This window comes from Chromobacterium sp. ASV23 (assembly GCF_016428945.1).
Lineage (GTDB): Bacteria > Pseudomonadota > Gammaproteobacteria > Burkholderiales > Chromobacteriaceae > Chromobacterium > Chromobacterium sinusclupearum.
Genome location: NZ_JAELTR010000064.1, coordinates 1 through 21,893, shown reverse-complemented (window position 1 = coordinate 21,893; position 21,893 = coordinate 1). Strand labels below are relative to the sequence as shown.

Annotated in this window: 19 protein-coding genes; 9 read left to right on the top strand and 10 right to left on the bottom strand. The window is 63.9% G+C overall.

Going from position 1 to position 21,893, the window contains the following annotated elements; genetic code table 11:
* The 5 genes from hrpA to JHD59_RS18970 all read left to right on the top strand — a co-directional run.
* The coding region (gene hrpA, locus JHD59_RS18990; RefSeq protein ID WP_199155386.1) for an ATP-dependent RNA helicase HrpA at nt 1–2,862 on the top strand (2,862 nt) is incomplete at its 5' end.
* 76 nt (nt 2,863–2,938) lie between these two features.
* On the top strand, nt 2,939–4,078 hold the full coding sequence (locus JHD59_RS18985) for an HD-GYP domain-containing protein (protein WP_103319817.1): 1,140 nt from the start codon (nt 2,939–2,941) through the stop codon (nt 4,076–4,078).
* 97 nt (nt 4,079–4,175) lie between these two features.
* A complete protein-coding gene (locus JHD59_RS18980) occupies nt 4,176–5,636 on the top strand; it encodes an alkaline phosphatase (protein ID WP_199155385.1) in 1,461 nt (486 codons plus the stop codon).
* A gap of 20 nt (nt 5,637–5,656) precedes the next feature.
* Nucleotides 5,657–7,018: an alkaline phosphatase gene (locus JHD59_RS18975; RefSeq protein ID WP_233164400.1), complete on the top strand. Its 1,362-nt coding sequence runs from the start codon at nt 5,657–5,659 to the stop codon at nt 7,016–7,018.
* Between the two features lie 55 nt (nt 7,019–7,073).
* Complete coding sequence (locus tag JHD59_RS18970) at nt 7,074–7,715, top strand: hypothetical protein (protein ID WP_199155384.1); 642 nt, start codon at nt 7,074–7,076, stop codon at nt 7,713–7,715.
* Here the strand turns inward: JHD59_RS18970 and JHD59_RS18965 are convergent.
* On the bottom strand, nt 7,712–8,485 hold the full coding sequence (locus JHD59_RS18965) for a helix-turn-helix transcriptional regulator (protein WP_199155383.1): 774 nt from the start codon (nt 8,483–8,485) through the stop codon (nt 7,712–7,714). The two genes, JHD59_RS18970 and JHD59_RS18965, sit on opposite strands and share 4 nt — an antisense overlap.
* 93 nt (nt 8,486–8,578) lie before the next feature.
* Here JHD59_RS18965 and JHD59_RS18960 point away from each other — a divergent pair, with 93 nt between their 5' ends.
* Nucleotides 8,579–9,733, top strand: coding sequence for a Bcr/CflA family efflux MFS transporter (locus JHD59_RS18960; protein ID WP_199155382.1), 1,155 nt, complete (start codon nt 8,579–8,581; stop codon nt 9,731–9,733).
* Here the strand turns inward: JHD59_RS18960 and JHD59_RS18955 are convergent.
* On the bottom strand, nt 9,709–10,467 hold the full coding sequence (locus JHD59_RS18955; RefSeq protein WP_199155381.1) for a YdcF family protein: 759 nt from the start codon (nt 10,465–10,467) through the stop codon (nt 9,709–9,711). The genes JHD59_RS18960 and JHD59_RS18955 overlap by 25 nt on opposite strands.
* Before the next feature lie 266 nt (nt 10,468–10,733).
* Between JHD59_RS18955 and JHD59_RS18950 the strand changes: the two genes are divergently transcribed.
* Nucleotides 10,734–10,946: a hypothetical protein gene (locus JHD59_RS18950; protein WP_071110181.1), complete on the top strand. Its 213-nt coding sequence runs from the start codon at nt 10,734–10,736 to the stop codon at nt 10,944–10,946.
* A 198-nt stretch (nt 10,947–11,144) separates the two neighbouring features.
* Nucleotides 11,145–12,560 (top strand): ABC-F family ATP-binding cassette domain-containing protein, encoded by a 1,416-nt coding sequence (locus JHD59_RS18945; RefSeq protein ID WP_199155380.1) that lies wholly within the window; start codon nt 11,145–11,147, stop codon nt 12,558–12,560.
* A 50-nt stretch (nt 12,561–12,610) separates the two neighbouring features.
* Here JHD59_RS18945 and JHD59_RS18940 read toward each other — a convergent pair whose 3' ends face one another.
* The 8 genes from JHD59_RS18940 to aruF all read right to left on the bottom strand — a co-directional run bounded on the left by JHD59_RS18940 (nt 12,611) and on the right by aruF (nt 21,680).
* Nucleotides 12,611–13,321 carry an ABC transporter ATP-binding protein gene (locus JHD59_RS18940; protein ID WP_043629458.1) on the bottom strand — a complete coding sequence of 237 codons (711 nt, stop codon included), beginning with the start codon at nt 13,319–13,321 and terminating at the stop codon, nt 12,611–12,613.
* Nucleotides 13,318–14,088, bottom strand: a complete 771-nt coding sequence (locus tag JHD59_RS18935) for an ABC transporter ATP-binding protein (RefSeq protein WP_103319802.1) — start codon at nt 14,086–14,088, stop codon at nt 13,318–13,320. Before JHD59_RS18935 ends, JHD59_RS18940 begins: the two co-directional genes overlap by 4 nt.
* Before the next feature lie 2 nt (nt 14,089–14,090).
* Nucleotides 14,091–15,182 (bottom strand): ABC transporter ATP-binding protein, encoded by a 1,092-nt coding sequence (locus JHD59_RS18930; protein ID WP_103319799.1) that lies wholly within the window; start codon nt 15,180–15,182, stop codon nt 14,091–14,093.
* Between the two features lie 15 nt (nt 15,183–15,197).
* Nucleotides 15,198–16,127 (bottom strand): branched-chain amino acid ABC transporter permease, encoded by a 930-nt coding sequence (locus tag JHD59_RS18925; RefSeq protein WP_103319797.1) that lies wholly within the window; start codon nt 16,125–16,127, stop codon nt 15,198–15,200.
* Between the two features lie 660 nt (nt 16,128–16,787).
* Nucleotides 16,788–18,134 carry an N-succinylarginine dihydrolase gene (gene astB, locus JHD59_RS18920; RefSeq protein WP_199155379.1) on the bottom strand — a complete coding sequence of 449 codons (1,347 nt, stop codon included), beginning with the start codon at nt 18,132–18,134 and terminating at the stop codon, nt 16,788–16,790.
* A 10-nt stretch (nt 18,135–18,144) separates the two neighbouring features.
* Nucleotides 18,145–19,605 (bottom strand): succinylglutamate-semialdehyde dehydrogenase, encoded by a 1,461-nt coding sequence (gene astD / locus JHD59_RS18915; RefSeq protein WP_199155378.1) that lies wholly within the window; start codon nt 19,603–19,605, stop codon nt 18,145–18,147.
* The gene (astA, locus tag JHD59_RS18910) at nt 19,605–20,648 is read right to left on the bottom strand and encodes an arginine N-succinyltransferase (RefSeq protein ID WP_233164399.1); all 1,044 of its coding nucleotides are present in this window, start codon (nt 20,646–20,648) and stop codon (nt 19,605–19,607) included. The genes astD and astA overlap by 1 nt, the downstream gene beginning before the upstream one ends.
* Nucleotides 20,649–20,660: 12 nt before the next feature.
* Nucleotides 20,661–21,680, bottom strand: coding sequence for an arginine/ornithine succinyltransferase subunit alpha (gene aruF, locus JHD59_RS18905; RefSeq protein ID WP_071110186.1), 1,020 nt, complete (start codon nt 21,678–21,680; stop codon nt 20,661–20,663).
* A 17-nt stretch (nt 21,681–21,697) separates the two neighbouring features.
* Between aruF and JHD59_RS22900 the strand changes: the two genes are divergently transcribed.
* Nucleotides 21,698–21,893 (top strand): hypothetical protein (locus tag JHD59_RS22900; protein ID WP_233164398.1); only part of this gene is annotated, 196 nt, incomplete at its 3' end.

The following is a 21,893-nucleotide window of genomic DNA, read 5'->3' as shown; positions in this document are numbered from 1 at the left end:
GGCATCAAGTACGTGATCGACACCGGCCTGGCCCGCATCAACCGCTACAGCCCGCGCGCCAAGGTGGAGCAGCTGCAAGTCGAGAAAATTTCGCAAGCGGCCGCCCGCCAGCGCGCCGGCCGTTGCGGCCGCGTGGAGTCCGGCATCTGCGTGCGCCTGTATGCCGAGGACGATTTCAATGCCCGCCCGGCCTTCACCGACCCGGAAATCGTCCGCTCCAACCTGGCTGCGGTCATCCTGCGCATGGCCGCGCTGCGCCTCGGCAAGGTAGACGCCTTCCCCTTCCTGGAGGCGCCGAGCAGCCGCCTGATCGCCGACGGCTATCAAGTGCTGACCGAGCTGGGCGCGGTGGACGACAAGGGTGAATTGACCGCCGTCGGCAAGGAGCTGGCGCGCATTCCGGTGGACCCGAAAGTGGGCCGCCTGCTGCTCGCCGGCCGCGACTTCCACTGCGCGCGCGAGGTGCTGATCATCGCCGCCGCCTTGAGCATCCAAGACCCTCGCGAGCGGCCGTTCGAGGCCCGCGATGCGGCTGAAAAGGCCCAGGCGCGCTTCAACGACGAGAAATCGGACTTCCTGTCCTTCCTGCACCTGTGGGATTTCTTCGCCGACGCGCTGAAGCACAAGAAATCCAACCGCCAGTTGGTCAACGCCTGCCACGACCATTTCCTGTCCTATTTGCGCATGCGCGAGTGGCGCGAGCTGCACGCGCAGTTGGCGGAGATCGCCAGCGAGCTGGGGCTGATCACCCGCGACGAGGCCCATGCCGACGCCGAACAGCCGGACGCGCAGATGACGCAGAAAAAGCGCCAGCAAGTGGACGCGGTGGCCTATGAAAACCTGCACAAGGCGCTGGTGACCGGCCTGATCGGCAATATCGGCATGAAGAACCAGGAAGGAGACGACTACCAAGGCGCGCGCGGCGTCAACTTCCACGTCTTCCCCGGCTCCGGCCTGAAGAAAGCCAAGCCGAAATGGCTGGTGGCGGCCGAACTGGTGGAAACCACCCGCCTCTATGCCCGCTGCGTGGCCAAGATCGAGCCGGAATGGGTGGAGAAGCTGGCCCCCCACTTGGTGAAGTACCACTACTTCGAACCGCACTGGGAAAAGAGCCGCGGCGAAGTGATCGCCAGCGAACGCGTGACACTGTACGGCCTGACGCTGATCCCGCGCCGCGCCGTCAGCTACGGCCGCATCGCGCCGGAGGAAGCGCGCGAACTGTTCATCCGCGGCGCGCTGGTCAATATGGAATACGTCAGCAACGCGCCGTTCTTCCAGCGCAACCAGCAGCTGATCCGCGAGGTGGAGCAGCTGGAGCACAAGGCTCGCCGCCAGGACGTGCTGGTGGACGAAGAGGCGCTGTACGCCTTCTACAGCGAACGCATCCCGGCCGACGTCGTCGATGCCGCCAGCTTCGAAGCCTGGCGCAAGGAGGCGGAAAAAACCGAACCCAAGCTCCTGCACCTGACCCGCGAAGAGCTGATGCGCCACGCCGCCCAGCACGTGACGGAAAACCAGTTCCCGGAATGGCTGGAGCTGGAGGACGGCAAGCTGAAGCTGCGCTACCGCTTCGAGCCTAAACATCCTTTGGACGGCGTCACCCTGGACGTGCCGCTGGCCATCCTGAACCGCCTGCAGCCGGCTCCGTTTGAATGGCTGGTGCCGGGCATGATCCGCGACAAGCTGCAGCAATTGATCAAGGGCCTTCCCAAGCAGATCCGCCGCTGCTGCGTGCCGGTGCCGGACTTCGTCACCCGCTTCCTGCTGAGCAATCCGGACCTGCAGCAGCCCATCGCGCCGCAATTGGCGCGCTTCATCCTGCGCGAGACCGGCGGCGTCAAGGTGGACATCGACGAGTTCAACACGCAGGAGCTGCCGGAACACATGCTGTTCAACTTCCGCGTCATCGACGACGGCAAGCAGGAAATCGGCATGGGCCGCGACCTGGCTGCGCTGCAGAAACAGTTCGGCCAGGCGGCGCAGCTGACTTTCCGCGACACCAGCGCCGAGTTCGAACGCGACGACGTCAAAGCCTGGGACTTCGGCGACCTGCCGGAGAGCATCCAGTTCGCCCGCGGCCGCCAGCAGCTCACCGGTTACCCGGCGCTGACGCTGGAGGAAGACCGCGTCGCCATCCGTCTGTTCGATACCCAGGCCGTGGCGGAAAAGCACCACCGCCAAGGCGTGGTGCGGCTATTACAGTTGCAATTGAAAGAGCAGATGAAGCAGCTGGGCAAGGGTTTGCCCGGCATGACGCAAATCGGCCTGCAATTGCGCGCCGTGGCCAATGTCGACGAGCTGTTGGCTGACGCCATCGCCTGCATCTGCGACCGCGCCTTCATCGGCGAGGACGCGCTGCCGCGCAGCGAAAAAGCCTTCAATGATCAAAAGACCCGCGCCCGCACGCGGCTGCCGGCCGTGATCCAGGCGGTAGCACAATATCTGCAGCAGATCGCGGCCGAGTACACGCCGCTCGCCAACAAGCTGCAAAAGCACAAGCTGGGTTACGAGCTGAAGAGCCAGCTGGAGCGGCTGGTTTACAAGGGTTTCCTCAGCGATACGCCGTGGAGCCAGCTGCCCCATCTTCCCCGCTACATGAAGGCGATGAGCCTGCGCATGGACAAGCAGCCGGCCAACCCGCAACGCGATGGCCAGCGCGCCGCGGAAATCCGCGATCTGTGGCAAAAGTGGGAACAAAGAGTGGCGGAACAACGCGAACAGGGCGAGCCGGCGCCGGAAGTGATGGCGTTCCGCTGGATGCTGGAAGAGCTGCGCGTCAGCCTGTTCGCACAGGAATTAAAAACACCTTACCCCGTCTCTGTTAAGCGCTTATTGAAGATTTGGAGCGACTTGCCGCGTTGACCGTGAAAATTGCCAGCTTGTCATGCCCTTGGATTATCATTTGTAAAACCTTGGATATTTCAAGCGGTAATTCTTCATGACTGTGGATTCCACAAAAAAACCGGCCAAGATCTACTCCGCGATGGTGGAAGTCGGCAAGGTGCTGCCCGTCGACGTTTATTCGGATACCGGCTTTCTGCTGCTCAAGCGGGGGCACTATGTGCTGTCGCCGGACTTGAAGCAGAAGCTGGTCCAAATGGGCTACGCCGAGGCCAAGGCCGATGTCCGCGCGCTGGACAAGCCCAACCTCAACGACTTCAGCAAACTGTCGCTGTTCGAAGACATCGCCTTCCTGCAAGTGCGGGTCCGTAACGTGCTGCACCGCGCCTTGACCATACCGAATCTGGAAGCGCGGATCATGGAATTGACCCAGGCGCTGATCCGGATGGCGGAAAACCATCACGACGCGCTGGTCGCCTCCATCTTCCTGGTGCCGTTCAGCGAATACAGCGTGGCGCACTCGCTGCACACCGCCGCGTTGCTGGCCATCCTGACCCGGCGCGTCGAGCTGCCGCCGCGCCACCGCGAAATCCTGATCTGCGCAGCGCTGACGATGAATATCTCGCAAGTAGAGCTGCAGAACGAACTGTACGGCCAGCGCGCCAGCCTCAACGAACACCAGCGACAGGCCATACGCGATCATCCGCTGATGAGCTCGGCCATCCTGCGCGAGGCCGGCATCGATGACCAGCTGTGGCACACCCTGGTGCAAACGCACCACGAGTCCTGGGAAGGCACAGGCTACCCGCAAGGCCTGACCAAGGAGCAGATCCTGCCGCCGGCCCATCTGCTGCACCTGGCCGACATCACTTGCGCCAAGCTGCTGCCGCGCCGCTATCGTTCCGCCCTGCTGCCCGCCACCGCCCTGGGGCAGATATTCCAACGCAAAGACCGCGAATTCGACCTGGCCTTCATCACGCTGCTGATCCGCGAAATCGGCATCTACCCGCCCGGCAGCTTCGTCCGCCTGGCCAGCGACGAAATCTGCGTGGTGACCGCCTCCGGCGCCCAACCGCGGGAGCCGATGGTGGCCGCCATCCGCCGCGGCGACGGCCCGACTTACGGCGAACCGCTGCTGCGCGACACCAGCAAGCCGGGGCTGCGCATCGTCGCCCCCTGCCATGCCGACGAAGCCAGAGTGCGCGTATCGTTCCTCGCCCGGCTGTGGAAAGCCTGAAAAACAACACCGCTTAACATTTAATAACAATTTACTTTGGATGAAACATTAGAAAATTACCCTAATTGCGCATTTTTTCATAAAAAAGGTAGATTCAATGCGCATCTTCTCCCTCAGCGCCAGCATCCTGCTGGCCTTCGGCCTCGCAGCCTGCAATAGCGACGGCAGCGCCAGCCGCGCGGTTCCGCAAGACAATGCCGAGACCAAGCCCCCGGCCAGCGCCAGCGCCAAGAACGTCATCTTCTTCCTCGGCGACGGCATGGGCATCACCACAACCACCGCCGCCCGCATCTACGCCGTGGGCGAAGATGGCCAGCTGACCATGGACACGCTGCCGGAGTCCGGCTTCGTCAAAACCTTCTCGCAGGATGCTCAGGTTACCGACAGCGCGCCGTCCATGGCGGCGTATATGACCGGCGTGAAGATGAACAACGAAGTCATCTCCATGTCGTCCGACACCCGCGCCATCGAGCCGACCAAGGACGCCACCGGCAACTGCGGCGCCGGCAACGGCAAGCCGGTTTCCACGCTGCTGGAGCTGGCCAAGTCTAAAGGCTGGGCCACCGGCGTGGTGACCACCACCCGCGTCACCCACGCCACTCCCGCCGCCACCTATGCCCACGTCTGCCATCGCGACGCGGAGTCCGACATCGCCGCGCAACTGGTGCCGGGCGGCGCGCAGTACAACAGCGCCCTGCTGGACGGCGTGGACGTGGTGTTTGGCGGCGGGCGCCAGTTCTTCCAGCCCAAGAGCGCCGGCGGCAAGCGCGCCGACGGCCGCGACCTAGTGGCGGAACTGAAGGCCAAGGGCTATGGCTACGCGGCGGACAAAGCCGCATTCAACGCCATCGACCCGGCCAAGACCCGCCGCGCCGTCGGCCTGTTCACCAGCAGCCACATGAGCTATGACCTGGACCGCGACGCCGGCAAGGAACCGAGCTTGGCCGAAATGACCGCCAAAGCCATTGCCATGCTGGCGGGCCGCAGCGACAAGCAGGGCATGTTCCTGATGGTGGAAGGCGGCCGCATCGACCACGCGCTGCATGAAACCATCGCCAAGAAGGCGCTGCAGGACACCGTCGCCTTCGACCAGGCGATCCAGGCCGCCATCGATGCCATGCAGCAACGCGATCCCGGCCTGAAAAACACGCTGATCGTCGTCACCGCCGACCACGACCACACCCTGGTGCTGAACGGCTACGCCAAGCGCACCGGCAAGACCACGTCGGACAATCCTGGCGTGCTGGGTCTGGCCAAGGATTACGCCAGCGGCAAGAACCTGACCGATGCCGACGGCATTCCCTACACCATCATCGGCTTCGGCAATGGCGAAAACCGGGTGAACGACAAGCGCAGCGCAGCCGCCGCGCTGACCGACGATGCGGTGTCAGGCAGCAACTACCACCAGGAAGCGGCCATTCCGATGCCTGCAGGCGGCGAGACCCACGGCGGCACCGATGTTTATATCGGCGCCATCGGCCAGGGCGCGGACAGCATCCGCGGCTTCCTGGAAAACATCGAAGTATTCGGCATCGTCAAGAAAGCCGCCGGCCTCTAAGCCCACTGGAGAACAAGAATATGCAAACCGTGATGAAAACCCTGCTGGCCGCCGCCGTGCTGGCCGCCCTGCATACCACGCCGGCTCAGGCTGCCGGCGAAGCCAAGAACGTGATCTTTTTTCTCGGCGACGGCATGGGCCCCGCCACTGTCACCGCCTCGCGCATCTACCAGTATGGCGAGAGCGGCAAGCTCAGCATGGAAAAGCTTGACCGGACTGCCCGCATCAAAACCTTCTCCAACGACGCGCAGACCACCGACAGCGCGCCGTCCATGGCGGCGTATATGACCGGCGTGAAGATGAACAACGAGGTGATCTCCATGTCGCCCGACACCCGCGCCATCGAGCCCAATAAGGATGGCACCGGCAACTGCGGCGCGAATAACGGCGCGCCCGTCGCCACCCTGCTGGAGCTGGCCAAAGCCAAGGGCAAGGCCATCGGCGCCGTCACCACCACCCGCGTCACCCACGCCACCCCGGCCGCCACCTATGCCCACGTCTGCCACCGCGACGCCGAATCCGACATCATCGCCCAGGCGGTGCCCGGCGGCGCCGGCTACAACGCCAAGCTCGGCAACGGCCTGGATGTGCTGATGGGAGGCGGCGCCAAGTTCCTGCTGCCTGCCACGCAAAAAGGCGGCAAACGCAGCGACGGCCGCAATCTGCTGCAGGAGTTCGCCGCCAAGGGCTATTCGGTGCTGCAAACCGGCAGCCAGCTGGCCGCCTTCGACGCCAAATCCGCCAGCCGCGTGGTGGGCATCTTCGCCAATGACCATCTGGACTACGAGCTGGACCGGGTCAAGAACAAGCTGGATCAACCGAGCCTGGCGCAGATGACCGCCACGGCGATAGACGTGCTGTCCAAGAACGGCAACGGCTACGTGCTGATGGTGGAAGGCGGCCGCATCGACCACGCCCTGCATGGCACCAATGCCAAGCGCGCGCTGGTGGACACCATCGCCTTCGACGACGCCATCAAGACCGCGCTGGCCAAAGTCGATCTGAAAAACACGCTGGTCGTGGTCACTGCCGATCATGACCACACCATGACCATCAACGGCTACTCCAAGCGCGGCAATCCCATACACGACATCGCCCGCAGCTATGTGGACGGCCAAGCGGCCAAAGACGCCAATGGCGCCGTCTACACCACACTGGTCTTCGGCAACGGCCCCAACCGCAAACCCAGCCGAGTGTCGGTCGATTCCGCCACCGCCACAGCGGATGACTATCAGCAGGAAACGGGCATCCGCCTGTCCAGCGAAACCCACGGCGGCGGCGACGTGATGCTGATGTCCGGCGGCGCCGGCAGCAGCGGCTTCAAGGGCGTGATGGACAACACCAAGGTATTCGGCCTGGTGAAATCCGCGCTCGGCCTGTAACCCTCTCCGGCGCGCGGCTCAAGCGCCGCACGCCTCTCCCCTTCAGGAAACATCAATGAAAGTTTTGCTTATCGCCGCGCTGGCGTTGTGGGCGCAGCAGGCGGCGGCCGCCCTGCCGGATCTGCAGGCCATCGTCCGCTACGAAACCGTCAGCCAGGGGGCCGACGGCGTGGAAAAAACCCTGCGCTACAGCGAAAAATGGGTGCGCCAGGGCGGACACGTCTGGCGCGAGCGGCTGGGCGCCGCCGTGCCGCATCGCCATGACGACGACGGCCACCAGCACCTGGACTTTGCCGCCGCGCCACGCCATGTCTGGCAAGACGGAAAAGGCCAGTTGAACGTGGAATTCATCCACGCCGCCAAGCAGGAGAGAATCGTGGTGGAACGGCGCGAATGGAGCGACGCCGGCTTCGACGGCTCCTGGGCGCGCGCCAGCCAATTGGTGGATATCGCGCAACTGCGCGGCTTCGCCAAGAAAAACGAAAACGCCGACACCATTATCTACACCAAGGCCGGCAAGACCTTGCGCTGGAGCCAGCGCTGGCAGATGCCGCTGCGCGTGTCGCTGCAGAGCGCCGATGGCCGCCAACGCGAAACCATCACGGTGGAGCCGAAAGCGCTGCCGCCCAGCGCGCAGCAGCCCTGGAAACGCAGCGCCAACTGGCCGGCGCGCGATTATCTGGATACCCTGGACTAGGAACCCCGCGCCTGCGCGTAGCGCGCAGGCGTCACACCCGCATGCTGGCGGAAAAAGGCGATGAAGGCGCTATCGCTGGCAAACTCCAGTTCCTGCGCCACCTCGCCGGCCCCCGCGCCATCCGCCAGCCGCTCCATCGCCTTCAGCAACCGCCACTGCTGGCGCCAATCCTGATAGCTCATGCCGGTATCGCGCAGAAAGATCCGGCTGATCGTCCGCTCGCATGCACCCACCCGCGCCGCCAGCTGGTTCAGCCGCGGCGGCAAATCGCCGCGGCGCACCGCGTCCAGCCAGGAGGCCAGCCGCGGATCCGCCGGGAACGGCAGGCGCCAGTCCTCGCTGCGCGCCGCCAATAGTTCTTCGCCGAACACCTGAAGCAAGCTGGCTTGCCGCTCGGCCGCCATGTCCCACGGCCAGAGCGCCATGCGCTCTATCACCTCGCGCAATAAGGGATTGACCTCCACCACCTGCAAGCCTGGCGCGGCAAACGGCAAATCGCGCTCAAAATACAGCGAACGATAAGCCACTACGCCGCGCGATTGCACACGATGCATCATGCCGGCGGGAATCCAGGCGGCGCGGCTGGGCGGCAGCAGGCACAGGGTATGCTCCAGCTCGATGCTCATGCAGCCGGCCGCGGCAAACAGCAATTGATGGCGGCCATGGCCGTGAAGGCCTGAGTCATGCACACCCATATCGGCGGCAATGCCGATGACCGGCGCGTCGAAACCATCCGCGTCGAATGCCTGATTGGCGGCTATTTTCGCCATCTGTCCGATTTCTTATAGATAAAGTCACTATCATTGTAATCAGACACACTCCTGATCACTAGACTGGCGGTCGTCAAAAGAAAGGAAATCGACATGAAAACGATGACCCGTCCTCCGCTATGGCTGCTGACGCTGCTGATCATGTTCCCGCAGCTGGTGGAAACCATTTACAGCCCGGCCCTGCCGGATATCGCCGCGGTCTTCGGCGTGAGCGAGTCGCAGGCCTCTCAGACGCTGTCCGTCTACTTCATCGCCTTCGCCGTCGGCGTGGCGCTGTGGGGCTGGCTGAGCGACCGCCTGGGCCGCCGGCCCGCCATGCTGCTGGGGCTGGCCTGCTATGGAGCGGGTTCGGCGCTGGCGCTGATCGCCACCGACTTCAGCATGCTGCTGTTGGCTCGCGTGGTCGCCGCCCTGGGCGCGGCCGCCGGTTCGGTGGTGGTGCAGACCATGCTGCGCGACAGCTACGACTCCACCCTGCTGGCCCGCGTGTTCTCGGTGATAGGGGCGGCCTTGGCGGTCAGCCCGGTGCTCGGCCTGATCAGCGGCGGCTGGCTGGTCAGCGGCTACGGCCATCTGGGCGTGTTTACCGCGCTATTGGCGCTGGCCGGCCTGCTGCTGGCGCTCACGGCCCTGATGCTGCCGGAAACCCGTCCGGCCAATACCGCGCGGCCCGATATGGCCAAACTGGCCAGGCGTATGGCGGGCGATGGCGCGCTCTGGCGCAACGCCATGCTGGTGGCGCTGTTCAATACCATGATCTTCAGCTACTACAGCCTGGCGCCGTTCCTGTTCGATAAACTCGGTTGGAGCGCCACAGAATTCGGCTGGACCGGAGCCGCGCTCGCCGCCGCCTCGCTGGCAGGCAGCCTGCTCAACCGCAAGCTGCTGGCGCGCGGCGGACAAACGGAGGCGCTGGTTCGCCAGGCTTGCGCGCTGGCCCTGCTGTCCGGGCTGGCTGCCTGGCTGCTGCGCGAATCCGCCTGGATCTTGTTGCCGATGGCCGGCGTGATGGTGTCCTTCGGCATCGCGCTGCCGAATGTGATGAGCCAGGCCCTGCGCCACTACCGCGAACAGGCCGGCGCAGCCGGCGCGCTGTTCGGCCTCAGCTACTACCTGCTGTTGGGCGCGATGCTGGGCTTGTCCGGCATGGTCCAGCAACTCGGCGCGGTGCTGGCCGTCTGCGCGCTGGCGGCCTGCCTGTGCAGACCGCAAGACCAGGTCACTCAACCATCCTTGCGGACAGAATAGAACAACTGCCCCAGGTACTCGCGCAGCAGGGAGTGACATTCCTGCTGCGCGCGTCCGCTTGGTATCCACCAGAACACGCCGCCGCCATCGTAACGGATGAGGGCGGTCGGCGCCGGCAGCACGCTCAGGCCCTGCCGTTCAAAAAACGGCACCGCCCGCGCCAGATGCCAGCCCTGGCTGACCAATGCAATCCGCTGGATATGGTCACGCCGCAGCAGCGCGGCCGAAAATTGCGCATTTTCCAAGGTGGTGTTCGAGCGGCGCTCCACCCAGCGCGGCGTCAGGCCGTAATCCTCGCGCAGCGTGCGAGCCATCACCTCGCCCTCGGGCTCGCCGCCCAGCGGCGCGCCCCCCGTCACCAAGAGCGGCTTGCCCGTCTGCCGCGCCAGATAAGCGCCATAGCGCAGCCTGGCCAGCGTATCGGCGGACGGCTCGTTGCGGCCATATTCCGGCGCCGGCTTCTTACCGCCGCCCAGCACGACGATGGCCTCAACCGCTTGCAACTGCGCTGCGCTGGCCACTGGGTAACGCTCGACATGGCTTGCAAGCCACATCGCCGTTTGCGGGATGGACAACAGATATCCCAGCACGACGCCCAAGGCCAGCAATCCACTGCCCCAACGGAGACAACGCCTGAGCAGCAGCGCGCCCAATACAATCGGCAGCAGATAAATCAGCGGAGGCAGCAACAAGGCGCCCAGCAATTGGTGCCACAAAACCGTAAGGCTATACATATTCTTCCTTGCGCAAGAAGCGGTGCGCGCAAGCATACGACAGACGCGCACCGCGCACCAATTCCAATATCATTTCCAGAGGACTTAGACACCGGCCAAGATAGCCTGCAGCTGGCAAAATCTTGTAGATTTGTATGCCAAAAGCAAAATCTTTAATACACATTTACTTGAGCTATCAGCATGCGCTGAACAAAATAGCGCGTCCATTAGCCGCATATGCGCTTACGGGCACTTTCGCCTCAATCAACAACATAAGGACCGCCAAAATGAAAAAATTGCTGATCGCCCTCTGCGCGCTGGGTTTCGCCGCCTCCGCCTTCGCTTCCAGCGACACGCCCTGCAAGGACGACGCGCAAAAGCTGTGCGCCGGCAAGAAAGGCCGCGAGCAGATCAAGGCCTGTCTCATAGAAAACAAGGAAAAGATCTCTCCGGCATGCAAGGCCAAGATCGAAGAGAAGGCGGCCGAAAAGAAGCAATAAGCTCGTCTTGGCAGTTGGCGCGCCGCCATGCGGCGCGCCCTCGTCAAATACGCCTTGTCAAAAGCGGCGCTTTTTGGAAAAATGGCAGGATATTTGATTGGAATCCTTCGACATGAGCCACGTTCTCGCGTAATGCCCCACTACGGGGCCGGTAGCCACACAAGCGGCGCTTGAAACCACCCTGACGCGAGATTTCTCATGCCCATCATGCAACTGCAAGGCCTCAGCCTTGCCTTCCCGCACAAAACCTGTTTTTCCGACTTCCACGCCCAAATCGATTGGGGCCAACGCATAGGCATCGTCGGCGCCAACGGCAGCGGCAAGTCTTCGCTGCTGAAAATGCTGCTGGGCGAACTGCCGTCTGAGCCCGGCCGCATCCTCCGCGCCGAGGCCGCGCGCATCGGCTACCTGCCGCAAATCGTGGAGCGATACGAGGAGCTCAGCGGCGGCCAACGCGTCAATCAAGCCTTGAGCCAGGCGCTGGCGGGCCACCCCGACCTCTTGCTGCTGGACGAGCCGAGCAACCATCTCGACACCCGCAACCGCCGCGCCCTGAGCCGCATGCTGCGCGGCTTCGGCGGCGCCATCGCGCTGGTGACGCACGACCTGGCGCTGCTGGATGAAGTCTGCGACAGCATCTGGCATATCGGCGATGGCCAGATCGAAATCTTCTCGGGCCGCTACGCCGATTTCCTGCGCGAGCGGGAACAACAGCGCGCCGCGCTGGAAAGAGAACGCGCCGGCCTGAGACGGGAGCAGGAAGCGACACACCAAGCCCGCATGCGCGAGCAGGAGCGCGCCGGGAAAGCGCGCGAGCGCGGCGCGCGCAGCATCGCTGAAAGCAAGTGGGCCACGATCAAATCGCCCACCAAACTGGGGCGCGGCAACACCACCGCCGGCCGCAAGCAGGCGGAGCTGGCCGAGCAGCGGCGCGAAGTGAACGACCGGCTCTCGTCCCTGCGCCTGCCGGAACGCATCGCGCCGCGCTTTCAGCTGATAGAAGGCGAGCGTGCGACGGGCCTGGTGTTGCAGATCAGCGATGGCAGCGTCGGCTACCAGCGCCCCGTGCTCGACGGCATCCACCTGCGGCTGGCGCGCGGAGAAAGGCTGGCGCTGGCCGGCGGCAATGGCTCGGGGAAATCCACGCTGGCGCGCGCCATCGCCGGTGTCGCGCCGGCGCGCCGGCTGGGCGGCGACTGGCTGACGCCGGCCCCAATCGGCTATCTGGACCAGCATTACGCCACGCTGCGCCCTGGCGTCTCGGTTCTGGAAACGCTGCGCCAGCGCGCGGCAGACTGGCCGCCGCAGCGCTTGCGCCATTTCCTCAGCGATTTCCTGTTCCGCGACGACGCCGCGGTGGACGCCGACGTGGCCACGCTGTCCGGCGGAGAAAAAGCCCGGCTGTCGCTGGCGCTGATCGCCGCCCGTCCGCCCGCGCTGCTGATTCTGGACGAGATGACCAATAATCTGGACCTCCTCACCCGCCAGCACGTCATCGACGTATTGCAGCATTACCCGGGCGCGATGCTGCTGATCTCTCACGACGCCGACTTTCTGGATGCCGTCGGCCGGGTTGAACCCTACCCGCTGCCCCTCCGGAGCGGACGGAAATAATAACCCCCCCGCGGGCGAGGCCGGCGGGGGGGTCCGTGAGAAGGCGGAGCTTATTCGCCCAGATAGGCGTTGCGCACGCGCGGGTCGTCCAGCAGCTCTTTGGCGTTGCCGCTCATGGTGATGCGGCCGCTTTCCATCACGTAGCCGCGCTGCGACACTTCCAGCGCCAGCTTGGCGTTCTGCTCCACCAGCAACATGGTCACGCCCTGCTTGGCGATCATCTGGATGATCTCGAAGATCTTCTCGACGATGATGGGCGCGAGGCCCATGGACGGCTCGTCCAGCAACAGCAGCTTGGGCTTGGACAGCATGGCGCGGCCCATCGCCACCATCTGCTGCTCGCCGCCGGACAGGGTGCCGGCCAGCTGCAGCCGGCGCTCCTTCAGCCGCGGAAACAGCTCGTAGACGTGTTCGATCTCGTTCTGGATGGCTGCCTTGTCGTCGCGGTAGTAGGCCCCCATTTGCAGGTTTTCCTCCACCGTCAGCTTGGCGAATACGCCGCGGCCTTCCGGCACCATGGCCAGGCCATGGCGAACAAAATCATAAGACGGAATGGACGCCACATCCTTGCCGTCGTAAACGATATTGCCGCCGGACTTCTTCACCATGCCCACCAGGGTCTTCAGCGTGGTGGTCTTGCCCGCGCCGTTGGCGCCGATCAGCGTGACCAGCTCGCCTTGGTTGATGTGAAAATCGATCCCCTTGACTGCCTGAATGCCGCCATAGGCCACTTGCAGGTTTTTGACTTCCAGAATGCTCATGCGTGGGCCGCTCCCAGATAGGCTTCGATCACTTTAGGATTGCGGCGCACTTCTTCCGGCACGCCTTCGGCAATTTTCTTGCCGTAATCCAGCACCGCAATGCGGTCGCACAGGCCCATCATCAGCTTGACGTCGTGCTCGATCAGCAGCACGGTGACGCCATCTGCGCGGACCTTGCTCATCAGCGCCTTCAGCTCTTCGGTTTCCTTCGGGTTCATGCCGGCCGCCGGCTCGTCCAGCGCCAGCAGCTTGGGCTCGGTGGCCAGGGCGCGGGCGATCTCCAGACGGCGTTGGTGGCCGTAAGACAGGTTGCGGGCGCGCTCATTCGCCACATCGGCAATGCCGACATACTCCAGCAGCGCCCAGGCCTTGGCCTCGATGTCGCGCTCCTCGGCCATGGTGCCCTTGTCGCGCAGCACGGCGCCCAAGGCGCCGGCCTTGGAGCGGATGTGACGACCCACCATCACGTTTTCCAGCGCCGTCATCTCGGCGAACAGCCGGATGTTCTGGAAGGTCCGCGCGATGCCGGCCTCCACCACCACATGGGGCTTCTGCTGGAACAGGTTGTGGCCGGCAAACTCGAACTTGCCCTCGTCCGGCACATACAGGCCGGTCAACACATTGAACAGCGTGGTCTTGCCGGCGCCATTGGGGCCGATCAGACCGTAGATTTCACCCTTGTTGATGCTCAAGCCCACGTCGCTCAGCGCGTGCAGGCCGCCGAAGCGCTTATGGATGCCTTCGATTTTCAGCAAAACTTCAGCCATGATTAACCTTTCTGCGCAGCCGCTTCTTCTTTTGCATGCTGGAATTCAGCCTTGCGGCGCTTGGACGGCCACATCCCTTCCGGACGGACCAGCATCATCACTACCATCGCCAGGCCAAACAACAGCATGCGGGCGTTTTCCGGGTCCACAATCATGCGGCCGAAGGTCTTCATCTGCAGCGGGCCGATCACGTCGCGCAGGATTTCCGGCGCGATGGTCAGCACCACCGCGCCCAGGATCACGCCCGGGATATGGCCCATGCCGCCCAGCACGATCATCGCCAGGATCATGATGGATTCCAGCAGGCTGAACGATTCCGGCGACACGAAGCCCTGGAAGGACGCGAACAGTCCGCCGGCCACGCCGCCGGACAGCGCGCCCAGGCCGAAGGCCAAGAGCTTGATGTTGCGGATATTGATGCCCATCGCCGCGGCGGCGATGTCATCCTCGCGCAGCGCCACCCAGGCGCGGCCGATACGGGAGTGCTGCAGGCGGAAAGCCATGATCACCACGCCCACGGTCAGCGCCAGGAACAGGTAGTAGTAGAGGTAGACGCTGTGGAAGCTCAGGCCGAACAGCTCTATGGTTCTACCCAGCGAAACATCGCCGATGTGGATCGGGTCGATCAGGTTGACGCCCTGCGGACCGTTGGTGATGTTGATCGGCGAGTTCAGGTTGTTCATGAAGATGCGCACGATCTCGCCGAAGCCCAGCGTCACGATGGCCAGATAGTCGCCCTTCAGCCGCAGCACCGGCGTCCCTAGCAGCACCCCGCCCAGCGAGGCCAGCGCCGCGCCCAGCGGAATCGTCAGGAAAAACAGCCAGTGGATGTCGAAATGCGGCGAGCTCAGCAAGGCGTAGGTATAGGCGCCGATCGCGTAGAAAGCGATAAAGCCCAAGTCCAGCAGACCGGCGAAGCCGACCACGATGTTCAGGCCCAACGCCAGCATCACATACAACAGCGCGAAGTCGATGATGCGCACCCAGGAGTTGCCCAGCGCGCCGCCCACGATAAAAGGCAACACCAGCAGCGCGACGGCGCTAAGAGCGAACAGCGCCATCTTCTTCTTGATATCCAGAGTATTCAGATTCATGTTTCCTCCTCCGGATCAGGCGCGGTCGGCCATTTTTTCGCCCAGCAAGCCGGACGGACGGAAGATCAGCACCATGATCAGGACGAAGAAAGCGATGATGTCCTGATAGTTGGAACCGAGGAAACCGCCAGTCAGCGTGCCGATATAACCGGCGCCCAGGCTTTCGATGATGCCCAGCAGAATGCCGCCGGCCACCGCGCCGCCCAGATTGCCGATGCCGCCCAACACCGCGGCGGTAAAGGCCTTCAAGCCGATCATGAAGCCCATGTAGTAGTGGGCCTGTTCGTAGTTAGTGGCCACCATCACGCCGGCGATCGCCCCCAGGCCGGAGCCGATGACGAAGGTGGCGGAGATGATGTGGTTGACGTTGACGCCCATCAGGCCGGCGACTGCCGGATTCTGGCTGGTGGCGCGCATGGCGCGGCCCAGCTTGGTCTTTTCCACCATCAAGAGCAGGCCGGCCATGATGGCCAGGCACAGCACGATGATCAGGATTTGCAGCTTGGTGATGCTGGCGCCGAAGATGGTCACCACGTCATGGTCCAGAATCTGCGGGAACGGAATGTAGTTGCGGCCCCAGATCAGGATGGCGACTTGCTGCAGCACGATGGAAACGCCGATGGCGGTGATCAGCGGCGCCAGGCGCTGCTTGCCGCGCAGCGGCCGGTAGGCGACGCGCTCGATGGCGAAGCCGAGCAGCATGCAGGCGGGCACCGCCACCAGCAGCCCGATCAACACCAGGGCAGGCCCCGGCAGATTAATGCCCGCGCCCATCAGCGTAGTGATGACGGTGATGGTTACCATGGCGCCGAACATCACCACTTCGCCGTGGGCGAAGTTGATCAGTCCCATGATCCCGTACACCATGGTGTAGCCCAGCGCGATCAGCGCGTAGATGCTACCCAGAACGAGGCCGTTCAGGATTTGTTGCAGAAATATGTCCACGATTGGAGATCTCCTCTGTTTGTCTGCCGGCAGCTTGCGGGGGTATTCCCTCTTATTGACTGCTGCCTGTTTTGTTTGCCTGCCGCGGGCCTTGATTTTGGCTTCTGTCCGACAGGCGAACCGATTATCACCATGTATCCAATCGACTGTCAATTACGAAGACCGGTAAAATCCGCCGCCTGGGAAATTCATTTAAATTAAAATATCCAATTGATTTTATTGAATTTTATACCAAAACCTTCAGATGGAATTTTTCCAGCCGCTACCATTGGGTAAACTCTTTGCCCTCTACTGCCACTTTTACATTTCAGTCATATTGCCCATGTCTTTTATTCACATCCGAACACGCGACACCCTGCACCAGCAGCGATTGCGAACACTTGAATATGAGCATTGTTCAATTGCATACAATCTACAGTACCACTTGCTATCCATTCTTCAGGCCAATGTCGCCGTCCAAAAAATCTGCAACAAGATGTTTCGGCACGTTGTGACATCCCGCCCACACCACGATGACTTGCAAAATACATGCCAATTTTGAACATAGCCCTCGCGCCGGATAGCGGGATGATAGATTTGTTAAGCCACGCTAAGCGTTGCAATAGCAAAAAGCCCGCCCCGACCAGACGGCCGGAACGGGCTTTATGGTTTGAGATTGGATCAAACCAGCTGGAAGGGATAGACGCTGCCCAAACCCAATATCCGGGTCAACTCGTCCAAGGCGCCGCGGCACTCCGTCAACAGCTGCGGATCGGCCAAGTCGGCCGGCGCCAGGCGGTCGCGGTAGTGACGGTCCACCCAGCCGTTCAACGCGTCGAACAGCGCATCGCTCATCAACACCTTCTGGTTCACCGCGGCAAGCTCCGCTTGATTCAGGGCCACGCGCAGCCGCAGGCAGGCGGGGCCGCCGCCGTTCTGCATGCTCTGCTTGAGGTCGAACACGCGGACTTCGTCTATCGCTCCACCGCTGGCGGCCAACTTCTGCAAATAACTCCACACCCTCTCGCTATTGCGGCACTCTTCCGGCACCACGATCAGCATCTTGCCATTGGGCTTGGACAGCAGCTGGCTGTTGAACAGATAACTCTTCACCGCCTCTTCCACCGTCACCTCGGCGCGCGGAACCTCGATGGCGGTGAAACGGCCGCCGCGGGCCGCCAGCTTGCGGGCGATCTCGTCCAGCACAGCGGCCTGGTTCAAGAAAGCCTGCTGGTGATGGAACAGCACCTCGCCGTTGCCTACCGAGATCACATCGTTGTGGAACACGCCGGCGTCTATGGTGTCCGGATCCTGCTGGGCGTACACCACGCCATCCTCTGCCAGGCCATGCAGCCGCGCCACCGCCTGGCTGGCTTCCAGCGTCTGCCGCGCCGGGAACTTGGCCGGCTTCGGGTAACGCATGTCGAAGGCCGCCGCGCCGAACACGAAGAACTCCACGCCCGGCTGGCCGTAATCGGCGCAGAAACGGGTATGGTTGGCCGCGCCCTCGTCGCCGAAGTGCATCTGCGCCGGCAGCGCCTCGTGCACGGCGAAGCGGGCTTCGTCGGCGAACATCGCCTGCAGCACGCGGCGCGTGGTCGGATGCTCGATCGAGCGGTGGAATTTGTTGTTCAGATTGGCCGGCGTGAAATGCACACGGCCGTCGGCGGTATCGGCCGACGGGCTGACCGTGGCCGCGTTGGCCGTCCACATGCTCGATGCGGAAGTCGCCGCCGCCAGGATGGTCGGCGCTTCCTTGGCGGCGTGGACGATGACCTCGGCGTCGCTGCCGCCGAACCCGAGCTTGCGCAACGCTGCCACGTCGGGCCGCTCCTGCGGCGCCAGCACGCCCTGCTTGAAGCCCAGGTCGTGCAGCGCCTTCATCTTCTGCAAGCCTTGCTTGGCCGCCAGCTTGGGATTGGATACCGCGCTGCTGTTGCTGGTGGAGGCGACATTGCCGAAGGACAGGCCGCTGTAGTTGTGCGTCGGGCCGACCAGACCGTCGAAATTCACTTCATAGGCGTTCATCGCATTCCCCTCACAGCACGATGCCGGGCGACAGCTGCGCCGGCAGCGTCAGGCTGTCGCACTCCAGCGAGGCGACCGGGTAGGCGCAGTAGTCGGCCGCATAGTAGGCGCTGGGCCGGTGGTTGCCGGACGCGCCGATGCCGCCGAACGGCGCGGCGCTGGACGCGCCGGTCAGCGGCTTGTTCCAGTTGACCACGCCGGCGCGGCTTTCCAGCCAGTAGCGGTCGTACAGCTCGCGGCTGTCGGACAGCACGCCGCCGGCCAGGCCGAAGCGGGTGTCGTTGGCGATGGCGATGGCCTGGTCGAAATCGGCGTAGCGGATCAGCTGCAGCAGCGGGCCGAAGAACTCCTCGTCCGGCCGGACGGCATCGGTGGTGTCGATGATGCCCGGCGTCAGCATGGCCGCGCCCGCTTCCAGCCGGCGCATCGCCAGCAGCGGCTTGCCGCCGGCGGCGATCAAGGCGTCCTGCGCCTTGAGCAGCGCATCGGCGGCGGCATTGGAAATCACCGCGCCGAGGAACGGCGCCGGTTCGGCGTCGTACTTGCCGACGCGCAGCTTGCCCGTGACGTCTGCCAGCCGGGCGACGAAACGGTCGCCCCACTCGCCTTGCGGCACCAGCAGGCGGCGCGCGCAGGTGCAGCGCTGGCCGGCGGAGACGAAGGCGGACTGGATCACATGATGGATGGCCGCGTCGATATCGGCGACTTCGCCGACGATCAGCGGATTGTTGCCGCCCATTTCCAGCGCCAGAATCTTGTCCGGGCGGCCGGAGAACTGCTTGTGCAGCAGCGCGCCGGTGGCAGAGCTGCCGGTGAAGAACAGGCCGTCCAGCCCCTCATGGCCGGCCAGGGCAACGCCGGTATCCTTCGCGCCTTGCAGCAAGCCGATCACGCCGGCCGGCAGGCCTGCCTCGGCCCAGAGCTTGACGGTTGCCTCGGCGGTCCACGGCGTCAGCTCGGACGGCTTGAAGATCACCGCGTTGCCAGCCAACAGCGCCGGCACGATGTGGCCATTCGGCAGATGGCCGGGGAAGTTGTACGGGCCGAATACCGCCACCACGCCATGCGGCTTGTGGCGCAGCACCGCCTGGGCGTCGCCCATCGCCGCGGCGCGCTCGCCGGTGCGCTCGGCCAATGCCTTCAGCGAGATGTCGATCTTGCCGACCATGGTGGCGACTTCCGTCGTCGCCTCCCACAGCGGCTTGCCGGTTTCCTGGGCGATAATCCTGGCGAGTTCCGTCTTGCGCTCGGTCAGCAGCTCGCCGAAGCGGCGCACCACTTGGCTGCGGGCTTCCAGGCCGGCGCGCGCCCACGCCGGAAAGGCGGCGCGGGCGGCGCGCACGGCCGCATCCACTTGGGCGCCGCTGGCGGCGCGTCCGCTCCATAATGGGGCATTGTCGGCCGGATTAGTCTTGGCCAGGGCTTCGCCTTCGCCGGCCAGCCATTGGCCATTGATGAACAAGTTCGTCATTACGCAGCCTCCTTCGGCGTCAGCGCCACGCAGCGCACGTGATCGCCATCCTTGACATCAAGCGCCCGCGCCAACTCCGGCGTCAGGCTGAATTCGCCCTGCGGCGCGGCAGACTCCGCCAGCACGGCGCGGAAGCCTTCCAGCGCGTCGTTGCACACCAGATAGCAAGTTTTGTCGCCGTCCGGCAGCGGATCGACCACGCGCGCCGGCAGCCGCTGGCTCTCCTTCACTGCGCGGATGTCGCCGCTATACGCCTGCACGGTCGGACCGGCGTCGAAGATATCGACATAGCCTTCGTAGCGGAAACCTTCCGATTCCAGCATCGCCAGCGCCGGCCGCGTGGCCTCGTGGGTAAGGCCGATCACCGCCTGCGCCTCCGGCGGCAGGAAGTCCACATACACCGGATGCTTGGGCATCAGCTCGGCGACGAAGGCCTTCTGGCCGATGCCGGTCAGATAGTCCGCCTTGGCGAAATCAATAGAGAAGAAATGCCGGCCCAGCGCCTCCCAAAACGGGGAGCAGCCGTTTTCATCGGACACGCCACGCATCTCCGCCACCACCATCTTGCCGAACAGCTGCGGGAACTGCGCCAGGAACAGGAAGCGGCTCTTGGACAGCAGGCCGCCGTTGCGCTTGATGCGGTAATCCGGGTGCAGATACAGCGTGCACAGCTCGCTGTAGCCGGTGTGGTCGTTGGACAGGAACAGCGTTTCGTGACGGCTGTACACGCCCAGCTCTTCCGACGCATGGACGATGGTGCCGACGCGATAGTTGTACCAGGGCTCCTTCAGCCCGACGGCGGCCTCGATGGCGCAAATGCCGGCGACTTTGCCGTTTTCCGAATCCTCCAGCACGAACACATAGCCGTGATCGGCCCGGTCCAGTTCGCCGGAAAACGACAGCACCGAACGCGCGATGCGCTTCTGCAACCGGTCTTCGTTGATCGGCAGCGAAGTCAGCCCGACGCCGCCGCTGGCGGCGCTTCTCGCCAGATCCATCAGACCCGGCAAATCCTTGTGCGCTACGGGACGAATAAACATCATGGCCCGCTCTCCTTATGCTTGCTGCAAACCGGCTACGCGCACCGCGTCGCCGCTGGCCACGCCCAGCGCCTTGGCCGCGTCCGGGTTGAGGAAGGCCACGCCGTCCACCACCGCCACGCGGGCGAACGTGGCGGCAAAACCGGCCAGACGATCATTGCTGAGCAATTGCAGGCTGGCTTGGGCCGGCAGGCTGGCCTGGATTTCCACCGGATAAACCCGGCTGTGCTCCACCGTTTTCAGCCGGTCCAGTTCGGCGGTCAGCACCGCGCCGCCATCGAAGATATCCAGATAGTTGTCGGCCTCGAAGCCTTCGTTGCACAGCAACTGGCACACGCGCTCGAAATTCGGATGGATCTGGCTGATGGATTGCTGCGCCTCGTCCGGCAGCAGCGGCACGTAGATCGGGTAGCTCGGCATCAGCTCGGCGATGAAGGTCTTGCTATGGCTGACGAAGGCCTGCTCCACCTGCAGGAAATCCATATTGAAGAAGCGGCGGCCAATGGCGTTCCAGAACGGCGACTGGCCGGCATCGTCGTGGATGCCCTGCATCTCGGCGATGATGCGGCGGCCAAAGCGCTCGCGCTCGCCGGCGATGAACAGCAGGCGCGCGCGCGACATCAGCTCGGCCGCCATCGCCTCCAGGCCGCTGTCGACATAAAAGCCGCACAGTTGCACCGTGCCGGTCAGGTCGTGGCAGATGTTCAGCACATGGATGCGGTTGTGCACGCCCAGCGTGCGCGAGGCATGCACGGCGGTTTCGCTGCGATAGCTGTAGAACGGCTCGTCGAAGCCGGCGGACGCGCAGATCGACGCCGTGCCGGCCACCACGCCGCCCTGCTCCAGCACAAACATGTAGTAGTCGCGGCTGGCTTCGCCGGTGGCTTCGTGCTCGAAAGCGCTGACCGACTGCTGGATGCGCTCGAACAGTTTCTCGCGGTTGCTCGGCAGACTGGTGACGCCGATGCCGCTGGCCCGGGCCAGCCGCTCGATGGCCGGCAGGTCCGAAGTGCGGACGGGACGCACAGTAAACATGGGACTTCCTCCCTGGGTTGGCGCAGCGCCGCGAAATTCCGGCGCAGCCGCAGCCGCAACCCGGCGCCAGGCGGGGTCGTGACTGCAAAATCGGGGGCAAAGACGACGGCCGCGCGGGAATGCCGCGCGGCGCGTCATCACTTGGCGGACAGCAGGTCGGCGATGGCGGCGTCGAGGCGCTTCAGGCCTTCGTCGATGTCGGCGTCGCTGATC